The sequence below is a fragment of the Streptomyces sp. NPDC057565 genome, from assembly GCF_042801455.1.
Lineage (GTDB): Bacteria > Actinomycetota > Actinomycetes > Streptomycetales > Streptomycetaceae > Streptomyces > Streptomyces yanii.
On record NZ_JBHVFU010000001.1, the window covers coordinates 700,510 to 716,071 of the forward strand.

Consider the following 15,562-nt stretch of genomic DNA (forward strand, 5'->3'; position numbering starts at 1 on the left):
GTACGGGTGCGTCCGGACCGCTTCAGCCCTGCAGGGCGTCCAGCGTGGCGTCGAAGTCCGCAGCCGAGCGCGGGGGCCGATTGTGCGGCAGCTTCGAAAGGACGGCGGCCATTCCGCAGGTGTTGGTCACCGCGGAGAAGACCAGACCGGAGCCGACGCCGGCCGACAGCCAGCGCGCGGCCGGGAAACGCCGGCCCATGAGCAGACCGGCCACCACGAGCGAACCGGCGGCGAACCGGACCTGACGCTCCATCGGCCAGGTGGCCCGGGCGCCGGCGGGACGGTCCAGGTCGTGGCCCTCGCCCTCCCAGGCGGACGTGCCGCCGGACAGTGTGACGGCGTCGATGTCCGCCGCGGCGAGGATGTCGCAGGCGCGGGTGGAACGCACGCCGGAGGCGCACACCACGAGCAGGGATCCGCGGGCTGCCGCAGCCTTGAGGGCGGGCAGCGCCTCTTCGAGACGGTCCAGCGGGATGTTCAGCGCGCCGGGCACGTGCCCGGAGGCGTGCTCGCCCGGGGCCCGCACGTCGATGACGGTGAACTCCGCGATCCGGGCTGCGGCCTGGGCGGGGGAGAGGGAGGCGGGGCTGGTCACGAGGGATGTTTCCTTTCGTCGCCGGGGCGTACCCCGGACAGGGTAGAATACCCCTTGGGGTATTCGGAGGAGGATGTGTGGAAATCGACATGGCGGCGGACGAACTGAAGTCGGTACTCAACCGCCTTCGTCGCGCTCAGGGCCAGCTTGCCGCGATCATCAGGATGATCGAGGAGGGCCGGGACTGCGAGGACGTCATCACACAGATGGCAGCCGTTTCGCGCGCGCTCGACCGGGCCGGCTTCGCGATCATTGCGACGGGCCTTCAGCACTGCATGGCCGACGACGGCGCCGAGCCGGCCGACCGGGACCAGATGCGCGCCCGGCTGGAGAAGCTCTTCCTCTCGTTGGCCTGAGCCCGGATCCGGGGTCGATGCCGTGGCTCAGGCCACGGCATCGACCAGCATGAAGAGGGCCACGGCGAGCAGCGCAGCGCCGAAGATCCGCTGGAGCGCGGCCGTGGACACCTTGGTGGCCAGCCGCTTCCCGTCCCACGCACCGAGGACCGCCGCCGCCGTGAACGGGGCGATCACCGCCCAGTCCAGCGAGGTGGGCGTGGTGAGGCGGGTGGCCAGGGCGGCCGTGGAGTTCACCGTGATGACGAGCAGGCTGGTGCCGACCGCCGCCGTCATGGGCACGGCGAGGACGGTGACCAGTGCGGGCACGGCGAGAAATCCTCCGCCGACCCCGAGGAACCCGGTCACGGCGCCGAGACCGGCTCCGGCGCGGGCGACCCGCCCGGCGCCCGTACGGTCGGCGGCGTCCGCGGTGTTCGGCCCGGCCGAAGCCGCCTCGCACCGCTCAGGCGCCCGCGGTCGGATCATCCGCACTGCCGCCACCACCGCGAGCACCGCGAACGCCGCCGTCAGTACCCCTGCCGGAATCCGGACCGACAGGGCCCCGGCCACCGCCGCCGGCACGATGCCGGCGACGGCGAAGAGACCGCCGGTCCGCCAGCGGACGTGACCGTCCCTGGCGTGCGCGACCAGTCCGGTCAGGGAGGTCGCGATGACGATCAGCAGAGCTGCGGTGGTGGCCGCGGCCGGGGTGAAGCCGAGCAGATAGATCAGCGCGGGGACGGCGAGGACACTGCCGCCGCCGCCCAGCCCGCCCAGTGCCAGACCGACCACGGCACCGGCGGCCAGGGCCAGGATGAGGGTGCTCATGCGACGGTGCCCGCCGCTCCGTGACGGTTCCGGACAGGCAGTCCCTCGGCCGCCCAGGCGGTCATGCCGCCGGTGACATCGACGGCCTCGGTGCCGCGTCCGGCGAGAATGCGGGCGGCCTGCTGGGACCGGTTGCCGGAACGGCAGATGACCACCACCGGGCGGCCTGCCGCCGAAGCAGGCAGCGACTGCCCGGCGGCCAGCCGGGAGAGCGGCAGATGGACGGCGCCCGGGGCGTGTCCGGCATTCCACTCGGAGGTTTCGCGAACGTCGAGCAGGACCGCCGCACCATCGGCGGTCCGGCGCAGGGCTTCGGCCGGGGTGACACGGCCGGGGCCGCGCCTGAAGAAGGACATCAGGGAAGACATGGGGAAGTGCTCCAGAAGTGCGGGACGGGGAGTCCGATGGTCAGGCGGTGGCCGGTGCGGTGCCGGTATCCCCGTCGGGGGCATCGACGGCCGGATCCGAGAGCGTCAGGCCGGCGGCCTCCGCCGCGCCGAACCCGTCGTCGACCGCGACGACCTCCCGGCCGGTGGCGTCCAGCAGCGACGCCGCAATGGCCGCCCGCATCCCGCCCGCGCAGTGCACCCACACGACCCCGTCCGGCACCTCGTCGAGCCGCTTGGGCAGCTCGTGCACCGGAATGTGCACCGACCCGACTATCGCGCCGGCGCGGCGTTCGGTGTCCCTGCGGACATCGAGAACCACCGGCCGGTCGTCGCGCTCGCGTGCCGCGGCCAGGCCCGCGAAGTCCGACCTGCGGAACGAGCGCAGCTCTTCCGCCGTGCGGACCCAGGACCGCGGGTCACCGGTCGCGGCGGCCACCGGGCGGCCGATGCCCACCCGGGCCAGCTCGCGCTGGGCGTGCGCGACGTCGGTGGCGCTGCTCGCCAGCAGCGTGACGGGCCTGCCCCACGGAATCAGCCAGGCGAGATAGGTGGCGAGCTGCCCCTCGCCCTCGAAGTTGAACGAACCGGCTACATGCCCCTCGGCGAACGCCACCCGGCTGCGCAGATCCACCACCCACTCACCTGCGGCCAGCCGCCGCGCGATCTGCTCGGCGTCGGCCGGGGCAGGCGGGGTCAGATCGAGCGGACGCGGACCCGCGGCGTTGGCCGGGCCCATGTGCGCGTAGTAGGCGGGGACGTCGTCCAGCCCGGCGAGCAGCTCGGCGACGAATGTGTCCACGTCCTTGACGAGCGCGTCGTTACGGGCCCGCTCGGCGCCGATCGTCGTGGTGTTCCCGTCGGCCTGCGCGGATGAACAGAAGCTGCCGAAGCCGTGGGTCGGCAGCACGGGCACGGCGTCGTCGAGCTCGTCGGCGAGCCGGTGCGCGGAGGCGTGCTGGGCGCGGGCCAGCGCTGCGGTCAGCCGGGGTTCCACCAGGTCGGGCCGGCCCACGCTGCCGATCAGCAGCGAACCGCCGGTGAAGGCGGCCACTGCGCGACCGTCCTCCTCCAGTACGTACGAGGTGTGGTGCGGGGTGTGCCCGGGGGTGGCCATCGCGCGCAGCGTCAGTCCCTCGTCCACCGGGGTGGTGTCCCCGTCGGCGACCGGCACCCGGTCGAAGGAGACCGGTGCGGCGGCGGGCACCAGGTACTGGGCCCCGGTGGCACGCGCCAGGTCCAGGCCGCCCGTCACGTAGTCGTTGTGCAGATGTGTCTCCACGACCAGGGCGATCCGCACGCCGCGCCGTGCTGCCGCGGCGATGACCCGGTCGATGTCGCGCGGCGGGTCCACCACGAGCGCGGAGTGCCGGCCGCCCGCCAGATAGCTGCGGTTGCCGAGGCCGGCGGTCTCGAGGGGGTCGACGAAGAACACGGCATGACTCCTTCCGTACGGTTTACCCCAGGGGGTATCTCTCACCGAGGTTAGCAGAAATACCCCAGGGGGTATTTCTGGATCTCGGTGTGACCGAGGGAACGACAGGCGGCTGTTTCCTGCCCGGCCCGGCGGCGGCGCGAGGCCGCCGAGGTGCTCGCCGCTCGCAGTGAGGCGCGTACCGACATCGTTCGACCCGGAGGTGGGGTGCAGGGCATCGCCGGGTGAGCGTGAGCGGTGGGCGTGCGTCACGGCACCGGGCGCTGCCGGAACATCGCCGCGGCCACCTCGCGGGCGCCGTCCCCCGGGGCGTTCGGTGCGGTCGCCGCCGGCATGCCGCACGTACGTGTTCGAGCTTGCTCCGCAACGGGCGAGCGGCCCTTCCCGTCCCCTGCGGAGGGCCGCACGCTTGGTCGCGCGCCACGATCTGACAGGCTGTCAGTCATGGGAAGGGGTGGCATCCGCTCGACGCCACGCTGGGGTTCCGGAGCGGTCGGGGCCTCTCGGACGCGTCCGGACGCCCCACGACGCTCTCTTGCGAACCGCGAAGCCCGAATCGTGCTCCGCGATGGTTCTCCCGGGTGGTCATGGGAGCGGGATCGCCCGGGGCGGGTAGTCAACAGATCTGTGCCACCCGTTCGTTCCCGTACTCAAGCCTCGACGGAGCCGCCGTGAAGTTCGGAGTCTCAACCTTCATCACCGACCAGGGGATCAGCCCGACCTCGCTCGGAACCGCCCTTGAGGAACGTGCTTTCGACTCGTTGTTCATCGCCGAGCACTCCCATGTCCCGGCCGACCGCCGGACGCCCTACCCGGGCGGTGGTGAGCTGCCGGAGATCTACTACCGCACCCTGGACCCCTTCGTGGCCCTGACCGCGATCGGAGTGGTGACCGAGCGGCTGCTGCTGGGCACCGGCATCGCGCTGATTCCGCAGCGGGACCCGATCATCACCGCGAAGGAAGTCGCTTCGCTCGATCTGATCTCCGGTGGCCGGGTGATCTTCGGTATCGGTGTCGGCTGGAATCGTGAGGAGATGAGGAACCACGGCACGGACCCCTCGACCCGTGGTCGGCTCACCGACGAGCGGCTGCGCGCCATGCGAGAGCTGTGGACTACGGAGAAGGCCGAGTTCCACGGCGAGTTCGTGAACTTCGATCCGGTCTTCGCGTGGCCCAAACCCGTGCAGCGTCCCCATCCGCCGATCTACGTCGGCGGCGGCGAGGGCGCGTTCCCGAGGGTGGCGCAGCTCGGGGACGCGTGGCTGGCCAACAGCGTGCCGCCGCAGGAGCTCGGTCCACAGATCGAGCGACTGCACGCCCGTGCCGAACGAGAGGTGCCGGTGACGGTGTACGCGGCTCCCGACGAGCCCGAGCAGATCGAGGGCTACGGCCGTCTGGGCGTCGAACGGCTGCTGTTCTACGTGCCGACGATGCCCGAACGGGAGACGCTGGAGCACCTCGACCGGCTGGCCGAAGTAGCTGCCCGGTACCGCTGAGATGCCGGAACAAGGAGTGCGATGCCCACTCTGACGAGCGCTGAGGCACGTGAGCGGTTCGCCGCGGCGCGCATCGCCCACCTCGCGACCACCGGCACCGACAGCCGCCCGCACCTGGTGCCGGTGGTGTTCGCCCTGGACGGCGACACGATGATGCTGGCCGTGGACCACAAACCGAAACGGACGACGCAGCTGAAACGTCTGGCCAACATCGCCGCCAATCCGATGGTCTGTCTGCTGGCCGACCACTACGAGGAGGACTGGGAGCGCCTGTGGTGGGTGCGGGCCGACGGTGAGGCCCGTGTGCTCCCCCCACCGGACCATTTCCCCGAGGCCGCCCGGCGCGTCGGCCTCCTCACGGCGAAATACTGGCAGTACGCCGACCGTCCTCCCGACGGGCCGATGGTCGAGATCTCAGTCCTGCGTTGGAGCGGCTGGCGCGCGTCCTGAGCCGCACGGCCACCCGGCCGGGCGATTCCGGTCGACGGCCGTCACGGATGCGGCCGTTTGATCAGCCGGGACAGCACGATGACGCTCTCCGTGCGCTCGACCGGCTCGGTCGCGCGCACTCGCTGGATGGCCTGTTCCAAGTGCGTGCTGCTCTCGGCGAGAACGTGGAGAACGGCGTCCGCGGCACCCGAAACGGTGCATGCCTCGACGACCTCCGGGACGTCCTCCAAGGCTCGGCGCAGCTCCGCGGGCGTGGGGTTGCCCCGGCAGAAGACCTCGATGAAGGCTTCGGTCCGCCACGCGAGCACCTGCGGATCGAGAACAGCCGTGAAGCCGCGGATCGCGCCGGTGGCGACGAGTCGGTCCAGGCGTCGTTTGGCTGCCGGCGCCGACAGGTTGGCGGCTCTGCCGATCTCGGCGTACGTGGACCGTGCGTTCCGCTGCACGCAGCGGATGATCGCTTCGTCGATGGGGTCCACGGGCGCCTCCGGAGGATTCGAAACCGATAAGTGCGCAATGATTGACCGGAATGCCTCTGATATTGCAAGTAATCGCTGGTGGACAGCAGTAGATGGGGATTGTTTGCGCCGGAAGTGCGGCCATAGTCTCCGGATCGACCTGACGTCGATCTGCTACGGGACAGCCCTGAGGAGCAGCACTGCCATGACCGCACCCCTGAGCGATGCTGAAGCAGCCGCGCTTGCCGCAGTGGACGAAGCCGCAGTCGCCCGGACGTTGCTGGAACTGCTCGCCGTGCCGAGCGTGACAGGCAGCGCCGCCGAATCCGAACTGCAGCACCTGCTGGCCCGGCACCTTCAGCGGCTGGACCTCGACGTCGACCTGTGGTCCATGGACCTGCCCGAACTGCGCGCGGACCCCGCCTACCCGGGCGCCGAGGCCCCGAGGGACGAGGCGTGGGGACTGGCGGGCACCACACGCAACGACAGCGACGGACCGACTCTCGTCCTGCAGGGCCATGTCGACGTCGTACCTCCCGGCGACCGGGCCAGGTGGGCGGGCGACCCGTTCGTACCCCGGGTCGCCGGGGACGTCGTTCACGGTCGCGGTGCCTGTGACATGAAGGCCGGGCTGGCGTCCGTGCTCGCGGCCCTGACAGCCATCCGCACCGCCGGGGTGAGACTGCGAGGCCGTCTCGCGGCCCACTTCGTGGTCAGCGAGGAGGACGGCGGGCTCGGCGCTTTCGGCACGCTCCGGCGCGGTCACACCGCAGACGCCTGCATCATCACCGAACCGACCAGCGGCACGCTGATGACAGCGAACGCTGGAGCCCTGACCTTCCGCATCGAGGTCCCCGGCCAGGCAACCCACGGCAGCACCCGCTACGCAGGGGTCAGCGCCCTCGACGCCTACCTCCCCCTCCACCGTGCACTGGCCCGTCTGGAGGCCGCCCGCAACGCCGACCCGCACCCGCTGATGGCCGCCTACGCCATCCCGTATCCACTGTCCGTCGGTACGGTCCATGCCGGTGACTGGGCCAGCAGTGTCCCCGACCTCCTCGTAGCCGAGGGACGACTGGGCGTCCGACTGGACGAGGATCCGGCCGACGCCCGCACGGAACTGGAGAACTGCATCGCCGAAGTCTGCGCCGCCGATTCCTGGCTGCGCACCCATCCGGCCACGGTGACCTGGCCCGGTGGCCAGTTCGCCAGCGGCCGGCTGCCGGACGGACATCCGCTGGCGGCGCTGGTCGGTCGCGCTCACGCCGACATCACCGGCGCCAGGCCACCGCGTGAGCAGGGCGCACCCTACGGCAGCGACCTGCGGCTGTACGGAGCGCAGGGCATCCCCACACTCCAGTACGGGCCCGGCGAAGTGCGGTGGGCACACGGGCCGCAGGAGCAGGTGCGCATCGCCGAGGTCATCACCGTCACCCGCACGCTGGTCCTGGCCGCACTGCGTACGGTGGGCACAAAGTAGCCAACGGCCTGTGGTGAGTGCAGGAGTCCGCGAGCGCAGGCGCCTCACACGCAACGCTGCCCGCCCAGGCCGATCGGCAAGAAGGCCCCACGTCCTGGCTCGCCGCCACTGTCGCCTTCCCGGCCCCCGAGCCCGCCGGTCACAGCACCACCGTGGAGTCGTACGTGCCGGGCGGCAGTGCGGTGCGCCGGACGGCGGCGGGGCGGTCAGTCCGGGGGAGCGGTGCTCCGTCGTGCCGTATCGATACCCCCCGTCGAGAGGTAAAACACCAGGTCCAGGCGTTGATGTTGTCCAGACCATTGACATGTTGGCGCCATGATGTTGAATTCGGTCTCGTTGTGTTGCGCGACTCTGGTGACTTGAGTGACCCATGGAGGACATGTGACGCCTCGCCCACCCCGTCTCACCGCGCTCGGCGCGGCCGCGAGTCTGCTCGTCGGCGGCCTGCTCACCGCCACGCCGGCCGCCCAGGCCGCCGACGGCGGCCGTCCGGATGCCCCGGGGAACGCCGTGACCGGCCAGAGCACTCCGGCCATCACCCCGACCCCGCAGTCGGTCAGGACCCGGTCCGACCGGGTCACGATCAGCCCCACCGTCACCCTGGTGACGGGCGACACCTCCGACGAGCCCTCCGTGAAGGTTGTCGAAGCCGCGCTGCGCCGCGCCGGTGCGCAGCGGATCGTACGGAGCGACAGACCCGGCGGCAGCGGACTCACCGTTCACGTCGGTGTCTCCGCCGCCCTCGCGGACCAGCACATCGAGGGCCCCGACGCGTTGCCCGCCGACGGGTATGTCCTCGGCGTCGGCGCCGACCGCATCGTCCTCGCTGGCAAGGACACCACCGGAACGTACTACGCCGCCCAGACCCTCCGTCAGATCCTGCCCCGGCAGAGCCACCCCGGCGCCGAGGTCGACGGGCTTGCGGTACGCGACTGGCCGGGCACCGCGCTGCGCGGCGTCATCGAGGGCTTCTACGGCACCCCGTGGTCGCACGAGGCCCGCCTCGACCAGCTCGACTACTACGGCGAGCACAAGATGAACATCTATGTGTACTCGCCGAAGGACGACGCGTACCTCCGCGAGAAGTGGCGCGACCAGTACCCCGCGGAGCAGTTGGCGCAGATCAAGGAACTCACCGACCGGGCCGTGCAACGGCACGTCGAGTTCACCTACGCCCTCTCGCCCGGACTCTCCGTCTGCTACAGCTCCGACACCGACGCCAAGGCGCTCGTCGACAAGTTCCAGGCGATCTGGGACATCGGCGTTCGCACCTTCGCGGTCCCGCTCGACGACATCAGCTACACCGACTGGAACTGTGCGGCGGACAAGGCGAAATGGGGGACCGGCGGCGGTGCGGCGGGCGCCGCGCAGGCGTATCTCCTGAACAAGGTGAACAGGGAGTTCATCGCCACGCACCCGGGTGCCCAGCCGCTTCAGATGGTGCCCACCGAGTACTACAACGTCTCGGCCACGGCCTACAAGAAGGCGCTCGCCGAGCAGCTCGACCCGAATGTCCTCGTCGAGTGGACGGGCGTCGGCGTCATCGCACCGACGATGACCGTTGCCCAGGCCAAGGCCGCCCGCACGGTTTTCAACCACCCGATCCTGACCTGGGACAACTATCCCGTCAACGACTACGTGACCAACCGGCTGCTGCTCGGGCCGTTCAACGGCCGGGAGAAGGGGCTGCCGGGCGAGCTGGCCGGGATCACCGCCAACCCGATGATCCAGCCGTACGCCTCCAAGCTCTCGCTCTACACGGTCGCGGACTACTCCTGGAACGACGCCGCCTACGACGAGCGTGGCTCGTGGCTGCGGGGGCTCAAGGAGTACGCGGGCGGCGACGCCCGCACCGAGAAGGCGCTGCGGGCCTTCGCCGACATCAACTACAGCTCGGCGCTGAACAAGCAGGAGGCACCCGACCTGGCGGGCGAGTTCGCCCGCTACTGGCAGTCCGGCGACGCGGACCGGCTCACCTCCGTGCTCCGCGACCTGGGCAACGCGCCGGGCCGCCTGCGCAGCAGCCTCCCGGACCGCGGCTTCATCGACGACTCGGGCCCCTGGCTGGACGCCACCGAGTCCTGGGCGACCGCCACCCGGACGGCACTGCGCATGGTCGAGGCGGCCCGCGCCGGAAAGGGTGCGCAGGCGTGGGAGCTCCGCCAGCAGCTGCCCGCGCTGGTGGCCGAGGCGAAGTCCTTCACCTACACGGGACTTGACGGCCGCAAGGTGCCGGTCATCGTCGGCAACGGGGTGCTGGACGGATTCCTCGACAAGGCCACCGCCGAGCACGACCGGATCATCGGTGTGAGCGGCAGGCCCACGGCATCGACCAGCCTCGGCACGTATCAGACCAACACCGTCGCGCGGATGCTCGACGGCGACGACTCCACGTACTTCTGGAGCGACGGTGCGCCCGCCGCCGGCGATCAGGTCACCGTCGACCTGGGCCGCGTAAGGGAGATCGGCGGTATCACCCTGGCCATGGCCAAGCCGGGAAGCACTGGCGACTACCTCCACGACGGGGTGCTGGAGTACTCCGCCGACGGGCAGACCTGGCAGCAGCTCACCGCCTTCTCCGGAAAGCCGGACGTCACCGCGACCGCCCCCGCCGGGACGAAGGTCCGCTATGTGCGGGCGCGGGCAACCGCGGGCCAGACGAACTGGCTCGTCGTACGCGAGTTCGCCATCGAGACGGAGGGCGGTGCGGTGGCCGGCGGACCGCCCGCCGCCGCCGGATCCGCCCTGCGTGCGGCGGCCGACGGCGACCTCGGCACCGTCTACCGGGCGGCGCGCGCGCCCGAGGCCGGTGAGGCGCTGGAGCTGGGGCTCGGCTCCGCGCGCTCCGTCGGGTCCGTCACCGTTCTGCAGTCGGCCGGGTCGGAGGCCCTCGCCGACATCCAGCTCCGGGGCACCGACGGGATCTGGAGGACCGTCGGTGCGCTCGACGGCCCCTACACCAGGGTGAATGCGACCGGGCGGACGGCCGATGCGGTACGTCTCGCCTGGCGTGCCGGGTCCGCTGCACCGCAGATCGCCGAGCTGGTGGTCGGCTGAACGCGTAACCAGGAGGGGCCGTTCCGGAGGCCCATGACGCCGGCCGGTCCTGCTCCGGCCCACCGCGCGCCCGGCATCCCCGTACCTCCCGGGGCATGCCGGGCGCGCAGTCATGTCCCGGTCCGGTCGAAACGGTCCGGGCAGGTTGTTCCCAGAGAGGCAAGCGACCGCTTAGTATGCCCCGGAGCAGTGGAAATGCCGACAGTGTTGTGGAGGCCCCTCATGCAGGCATGGCGAGTGCACCGGAACGGTGAGCCGAACGAGGTGATGCGGCTCGAAGAGACGGACCGGCCCACACCAGGCGATGGGCAGGTGCTCCTCAAGGTGCTCGCGGCGAACATCAATTTCCCCGACGCGCTGCTCTGCCGCGGCCAGTACCAGGTACGGCCGCCGCTGCCGTTCACCCCGGGCGTGGAGATCTGCGGTGAGACGCCGGACGGGCGCCGGGTCCTCGCCACTCCCGCCCTGCCGAACGGCGGATTCGCCGAGTACGTCGTCGCGGACGAGGCGGCGCTCCTGCCGGCCCCGGAAGCCCTGGACGACGCCGAGGCGGCCGCCCTGCACATCGGCTATCAGACAGGCTGGTTCGGACTGCACCGCAGGGCGCACCTCCAGGCGGGCGAGACTCTTCTCGTGCACGCCGCGGCGGGCGGAGTCGGCAGCGCGGCCGTCCAGCTCGGCAAGGCTGCCGGGGCCAAGGTCATCGGTGTCGTCGGCGGCCCCGAGAAGGCCAAGACCGCCCATGAGCTCGGCTGCGACCTGGTCGTGGACCGACGCAGCGAGGACATCGTCGCAGCGGTCAAGGGGTTCACCGGCGGACGCGGGGCGGATGTCGTCTACGACCCGGTCGGCGGCGACGCGTACGTCAAGTCCGTCAAGTGCGTCGCCTTCGAGGGCCGGGTGATCGTCGTCGGATTCGCGAGCGGCGTCATTCCCACCCCTGCGCTCAACCACGCTCTCGTCAAGAACTACTCGATCGTCGGACTCCACTGGGGTCTGTACAACACCAAGGACCCGGCCGCGGTGCGCGCCTGCCACGAGGAGCTCACCGCGCTCGCGGCGCAGGGCGTCGTCAAGCCACTGATCAGCGAGCGTGTCGCACTCGACGGGGCGGCGGCCGCCGTTCAGCGTGTCGCCGACGGCACGAGCACCGGCCGGATCGTCGTCCTTGCGGGAGGTGCCCGATGACGACCGTCGACGCGGCCGAACTCCGCCGCCTCACCCGCGAACTGCTCGCCGCCCACCCCCCGGCCACCACCGACCGGACCGACTTCCTGAAGGCCCGCTTCGACGCCGGACTCGCCTGGGTCCACTACCCGGCCGGGCTCGGTGGACTCGACGCGCCGCGCTCACTGCAGCCCGTCGTCGATGCCGAACTCGCTGCCGCGGGCGCCCCCGACAACGACCCGCGCCGCATCGGCATCGGCCTGGGCATGGCGGCCCCCACCATCCTGGGTTTCGGCACCGACGAGCAGAAGCGGCGTTTTCTGCGGCCCCTGTGGGTCGGCGAGGAGGTGTGGTGCCAGCTCTTCAGTGAGCCGGGCGCCGGATCCGACCTGGCGGCGCTCGGCACCCGCGCCGTCCGGGACGGCGAGGACTGGGTGGTCGACGGGCAGAAGGTCTGGACGTCCAGCGCCCATGTGGCCCGCTGGGCGATCCTCATCGCCCGCACGGACCCTGACCTGCCCAAGCACCGTGGCATCAGCTACTTCATCTGCGACATGACCGACCCGGGCGTCGAGGTGCGGCCACTGCGCCAGATCACCGGCGAGGCCGAGTTCAACGAGGTGTTCCTCACCGGCGTACGCATCCCCGACAGCAGGCGGCTCGGACCGGTCGGCGACGGCTGGAAGGTCGCCCAGACCACCCTGATGAACGAGCGTGTGTCGATCGGTGGATCCCGCATCCCGCGCGAGGGCGGCATGATCGGCCCCGTTGCCAGGACCTGGCGCGAACATCCCGAACTGCGCACCCACGATCTCCACCAGCGCCTGCTCACCCTCTGGGTCGAGGCCGAGGTCGCCCGGCTCGCCGGTGAGCGGCTGCGCCAGCAACTCGTCGCCGGACAGCCGGGCCCCGAGGGCTCCGGCATGAAGCTCGCCTTTGCCCGTCTCAACCAGGAGATCAGCGGCCTGGAGGTAGAACTCCGCGGCGACGAGGGGCTGTTGTACGACGACTGGACCATGCGTCGCCCGGAGCTGGTCGACTTCACCGGACGCGATGCGGGCTACCGCTATCTGCGGTCCAAGGGCAACTCGATCGAGGGCGGTACGAGCGAGGTACTGCTGAACATCGTCGCCGAACGCGTCCTCGGGCTGCCAGCCGAGCCGCGCAACGACAAGGACGTCGCCTGGAAGGACCTGTCCCGATGACAGCACAGACCGAAGAGACCGTGGCGCCCGATCTGCTGTACTCGGAGGCCGAGGACGATCTGCGGGCCGCCGTACGGTCGTTGCTCGCCGACCGGGCCGACGCGCCGACGGTGATCGCCCGAATCGAGTCCGACACGCCGTACGACCCGCAGCTCTGGAAGGCACTCGGCGCGGACATCGGCGCCGCGGGGCTGCTCGTGCCGGAGAAGCTGGGCGGTCAGGGTGCAAGCCATCGCGAGGCTGCGGTGGTCCTGGAGGAGCTGGGCCGCAGCGTCGCCCCCGCCCCCTATCTGACCAGCGCGGTCGTCGCCACCGAGACACTCCTCGCACTGGGGACGGAGGACGGACCGGTCGGCGAACTCCTGGGTGAGCTGGCGGCGGGCCGCAAGGTCGCGGTCCTCGCCGTACCGTTCTCCGCAGCGGTCGGGACCGTGACGGTGACCGGCACCCTTGACGGGATCGTCACCGCGGTCGCCGACGCGGCCGCCGCCGATCTGCTGCTCGTGCCGACCAGCGACGGCCTGTACGCGGTCGAGGCCGGTGCCACGGGCGTCACCGTCGAGCCGCTCGTCGCGCTCGATCTGACCCGCCCGCTGGCCACCGTCACCCTCACCGCGGCCACCGGCACCCGCCTCGCGGACGCGGAGGCCGCGCGCCCCGCCGTACACCGGGGGCTGCTCGCCGGTGCCGGACTGCTCGCCTCCGAGCAGCTCGGTCTCGCCGAATGGTGCCTGACCGAGACGGTCCGGTACACCCGCGACCGGCACCAGTTCAACCGGCCCGTCGGTTCGTTCCAGGCGCTCAAGCACCGGATGGCGCAGCTCTGGCTCCAGGTCGTCTCGGCCCGCGCCGCCGCGCGCAACGCCGCCGACGCTCTGGCGTCCGGCAGCCCCGACACGCCGCTCGCGGTGGCCGTGGCGCAGGCGTACTGCTCCGGAGTCGCGGTCCGCGCGGCGGAGGAGTGCATCCAGTTGCACGGAGGCATCGGCATGACGTGGGAGCACCCCGCGCATCTGTATCTGAAGCGGGCCAAGGCCGACTCGATCGCGTACGGCACGGCTGGGCGTCACCGCGACGCCATCGCCGAGCTGATGGAGCTGCCCGCACCGTAGAGCAACGGCCTTGCGAACAAAGGGACGTGGGGCGGGGGTGCGTGGCAGCCCCGCCCCTTCGTCGTTCCGGGCGGGCGGTTCCTGGTCGTCCATTCCCGATGGCAGCGCCGAGGCGCAGCTGAACCTGTGGAGCTGCAGCGGCGGTAACCAGAACCGCGGTGGCGCCACCCCGGGTTGGACGACCCCGGCCCGGCCGGGGAACACCAGCCGACGGGCGGACGACGTCCGGATCAACTCTTGGCAGGTACCTGCCCGGCAGAGGTCACCCGGGCCCATACTCGGTCGGGTCCGCCCGTCCGGCCCGCACCCTGAACCCGGGAGAATCCATGGCGTTCCCGACCCGCCGCCGCGTCGTCACCACCGCTCTCGCCACGGTCGCCGCAGGCGCAGCCGTACCCCTTCAGTCGGCCGCGGCTGCGCAGCCCGCTGCAGTCGCCCGCCACCACCCGCGCCCCCTCCGGCAGGCCCACGCGCACAACGACTACCTCCATACGCACCCCCTCCACGATGCGCTCTCCCACGGGTTCACCAGCGTCGAAGCAGACATTTTTCTCGTGGACGGGGAACTCCTCGTCGCCCACGAGGCCTCCGATCTCGACCCCGCCCGCACTCTCGCGTCGCTCTACCTCGACCCGCTGCTGGCCAGGGTCAGGGCCAACCACGGCGCCGTGTACCCGGGCCACCGCGAGCCCGTACAGCTGCTCATCGACATCAAGACGGACGGGGCCGCCGCCTACCTCGAACTCGACCGGCAGCTTCAGCGCTACCGCCGGATGCTGACCTCGTACCACGACGGCCGGGTCCGCGCAGGCGCGGTCACCCCTGTCATATCGGGCGACCGGGCCGCCCGCGTCCCCATGGAGGCGCAGCGCACCCGCCTCGCCTTCTACGACGGCCGGCTCGACGACCTCGGCACTGCGGCAACCGCCTCGTTCATCCCGCTCATCAGCAGCAACTGGACCCAGAGCTTCAGCTGGCTGGGCGCGGGCCCCTTCCCCCTCGCCGAACGGGACAGGCTCCGCGCCCTCGTCACCACCGCCCATCGCGAGGGCCGGCGTGTGCGCTTCTGGGCCACGCCCGACGTGGCGGGCCCCCAGCGGGACGCCGTCTGGAACGAGTTGCTGGCCGCCGGGGTCGACCACCTCAACACCGACGATCTGACGGGGCTGGAACTCTTCCTCCGCACGAAGGAGAAGGGTGCCCGGGGCGGCATCTGACGGGCCGTACGGCCGGAGAAGGTGACAGCCAGTCAACACCCGGATGGCGGACACGCCAGTCCGCCGGATGGCCCCTCCGCTGCGCCACACTGGCGGCCGAATGCCGCATTCCGGCGCGGCGGAGGAGGTTGGCCATGGCCATTTCGATCTCACTGGTGCTGCTTCTGCTGATGCTTGCGGTCCTTTTTCTCCGCAACGGCGGACTGAAACCCTCGCATGCGATCGTCTGCGCGATGCTCGGATTCTTCCTTGCGGGTACGAGCATGGGGCCGACGATCCAGGAGGGACTGACGGCCACGGCGAATGTTGTCAGCAGCCTCCAGCCCTGACGCGCTCCC

Annotated in this window: 15 protein-coding genes; 10 read left to right on the forward strand and 5 right to left on the reverse strand. The window is 71.2% G+C overall.

Annotated elements, in window-relative coordinates; genetic code table 11:
• Nucleotides 1–22 precede the first annotated feature (22 nt).
• Nucleotides 23–595, reverse strand: a complete 573-nt coding sequence (locus tag ACFU8W_RS02885) for a rhodanese-like domain-containing protein (RefSeq protein ID WP_384031648.1) — start codon at nt 593–595, stop codon at nt 23–25.
• Between the two features lie 77 nt (nt 596–672).
• Between ACFU8W_RS02885 and ACFU8W_RS02890 the strand changes: the two genes are divergently transcribed.
• Entirely contained in the window at nt 673–951 is a 279-nt protein-coding gene (locus tag ACFU8W_RS02890) for a metal-sensitive transcriptional regulator (protein ID WP_266978054.1), read from the forward strand.
• A gap of 27 nt (nt 952–978) precedes the next feature.
• Here the strand turns inward: ACFU8W_RS02890 and ACFU8W_RS02895 are convergent, their stop codons facing one another.
• From ACFU8W_RS02895 to ACFU8W_RS02905, 3 genes are read right to left on the reverse strand one after another with little or no spacing between them, the layout of a single operon-like run.
• On the reverse strand, nt 979–1,761 hold the full coding sequence (locus ACFU8W_RS02895) for a sulfite exporter TauE/SafE family protein (RefSeq protein WP_345519127.1): 783 nt from the start codon (nt 1,759–1,761) through the stop codon (nt 979–981).
• Nucleotides 1,758–2,117 (reverse strand): rhodanese-like domain-containing protein, encoded by a 360-nt coding sequence (locus ACFU8W_RS02900; protein WP_384032050.1) that lies wholly within the window; start codon nt 2,115–2,117, stop codon nt 1,758–1,760. Before ACFU8W_RS02900 ends, ACFU8W_RS02895 begins: the two co-directional genes overlap by 4 nt.
• 52 nt (nt 2,118–2,169) lie before the next feature.
• Entirely contained in the window at nt 2,170–3,582 is a 1,413-nt protein-coding gene (locus ACFU8W_RS02905) for a rhodanese-like domain-containing protein (RefSeq protein ID WP_384031650.1), read from the reverse strand.
• Nucleotides 3,583–4,253: 671 nt separating this feature from the next.
• On the opposite strand from ACFU8W_RS02905, the gene ACFU8W_RS02910 reads away from it, so the two are divergent.
• Nucleotides 4,254–5,078, forward strand: a complete 825-nt coding sequence (locus tag ACFU8W_RS02910) for an LLM class F420-dependent oxidoreductase (RefSeq protein WP_384031652.1) — start codon at nt 4,254–4,256, stop codon at nt 5,076–5,078.
• A 21-nt stretch (nt 5,079–5,099) separates the two neighbouring features.
• On the forward strand, nt 5,100–5,528 hold the full coding sequence (locus ACFU8W_RS02915) for a TIGR03668 family PPOX class F420-dependent oxidoreductase (protein WP_384031654.1): 429 nt from the start codon (nt 5,100–5,102) through the stop codon (nt 5,526–5,528).
• A gap of 41 nt (nt 5,529–5,569) precedes the next feature.
• Here ACFU8W_RS02915 and ACFU8W_RS02920 read toward each other — a convergent pair whose 3' ends face one another.
• Nucleotides 5,570–6,007 (reverse strand): Lrp/AsnC family transcriptional regulator, encoded by a 438-nt coding sequence (locus ACFU8W_RS02920; RefSeq protein ID WP_384031656.1) that lies wholly within the window; start codon nt 6,005–6,007, stop codon nt 5,570–5,572.
• Nucleotides 6,008–6,191: 184 nt separating this feature from the next.
• On the opposite strand from ACFU8W_RS02920, the gene ACFU8W_RS02925 reads away from it, so the two are divergent.
• From ACFU8W_RS02925 to ACFU8W_RS02955, 7 genes are all read left to right on the forward strand, one after another.
• Nucleotides 6,192–7,466, forward strand: a complete 1,275-nt coding sequence (locus ACFU8W_RS02925; RefSeq protein WP_384031658.1) for an ArgE/DapE family deacylase — start codon at nt 6,192–6,194, stop codon at nt 7,464–7,466.
• A gap of 381 nt (nt 7,467–7,847) precedes the next feature.
• Complete coding sequence (locus ACFU8W_RS02930; RefSeq protein WP_384031660.1) at nt 7,848–10,523, forward strand: beta-N-acetylglucosaminidase domain-containing protein; 2,676 nt, start codon at nt 7,848–7,850, stop codon at nt 10,521–10,523.
• Between the two features lie 222 nt (nt 10,524–10,745).
• Nucleotides 10,746–11,711: an NADPH:quinone oxidoreductase family protein gene (locus ACFU8W_RS02935; protein WP_384031662.1), complete on the forward strand. Its 966-nt coding sequence runs from the start codon at nt 10,746–10,748 to the stop codon at nt 11,709–11,711.
• Entirely contained in the window at nt 11,708–12,895 is a 1,188-nt protein-coding gene (locus ACFU8W_RS02940) for an acyl-CoA dehydrogenase family protein (RefSeq protein ID WP_384031664.1), read from the forward strand. Before ACFU8W_RS02935 ends, ACFU8W_RS02940 begins: the two co-directional genes overlap by 4 nt.
• Nucleotides 12,892–14,007, forward strand: coding sequence for an acyl-CoA dehydrogenase family protein (locus ACFU8W_RS02945; protein WP_384031666.1), 1,116 nt, complete (start codon nt 12,892–12,894; stop codon nt 14,005–14,007). The genes ACFU8W_RS02940 and ACFU8W_RS02945 overlap by 4 nt, the downstream gene beginning before the upstream one ends.
• 326 nt (nt 14,008–14,333) lie before the next feature.
• Nucleotides 14,334–15,224, forward strand: a complete 891-nt coding sequence (locus ACFU8W_RS02950) for a phosphatidylinositol-specific phospholipase C/glycerophosphodiester phosphodiesterase family protein (RefSeq protein WP_384031668.1) — start codon at nt 14,334–14,336, stop codon at nt 15,222–15,224.
• Nucleotides 15,225–15,358: 134 nt separating this feature from the next.
• On the forward strand, nt 15,359–15,553 hold the full coding sequence (locus ACFU8W_RS02955; protein ID WP_266978044.1) for a hypothetical protein: 195 nt from the start codon (nt 15,359–15,361) through the stop codon (nt 15,551–15,553).
• The last annotated feature ends 9 nt before the right edge of the window (nt 15,554–15,562 follow it).

Coding starts and splice junctions, on each gene's coding strand:
- ACFU8W_RS02895 (WP_345519127.1), bottom strand. CDS start 1,761: ATGAGCACCCTCATCCTGGCCCTGGCCGCCGGTGCCGTGGTCGGTCTG.
- ACFU8W_RS02900 (WP_384032050.1), bottom strand. CDS start 2,117: ATGTCCTTCTTCAGGCGCGGCCCCGGCCGTGTCACCCCGGCCGAAGCC.
- ACFU8W_RS02915 (WP_384031654.1), top strand. CDS start 5,100: ATGCCCACTCTGACGAGCGCTGAGGCACGTGAGCGGTTCGCCGCGGCG.
- ACFU8W_RS02925 (WP_384031658.1), top strand. CDS start 6,192: ATGACCGCACCCCTGAGCGATGCTGAAGCAGCCGCGCTTGCCGCAGTG.
- ACFU8W_RS02935 (WP_384031662.1), top strand. CDS start 10,746: ATGCAGGCATGGCGAGTGCACCGGAACGGTGAGCCGAACGAGGTGATG.
- ACFU8W_RS02940 (WP_384031664.1), top strand. CDS start 11,708: ATGACGACCGTCGACGCGGCCGAACTCCGCCGCCTCACCCGCGAACTG.
- ACFU8W_RS02945 (WP_384031666.1), top strand. CDS start 12,892: ATGACAGCACAGACCGAAGAGACCGTGGCGCCCGATCTGCTGTACTCG.
- ACFU8W_RS02950 (WP_384031668.1), top strand. CDS start 14,334: ATGGCGTTCCCGACCCGCCGCCGCGTCGTCACCACCGCTCTCGCCACG.
- ACFU8W_RS02955 (WP_266978044.1), top strand. CDS start 15,359: ATGGCCATTTCGATCTCACTGGTGCTGCTTCTGCTGATGCTTGCGGTC.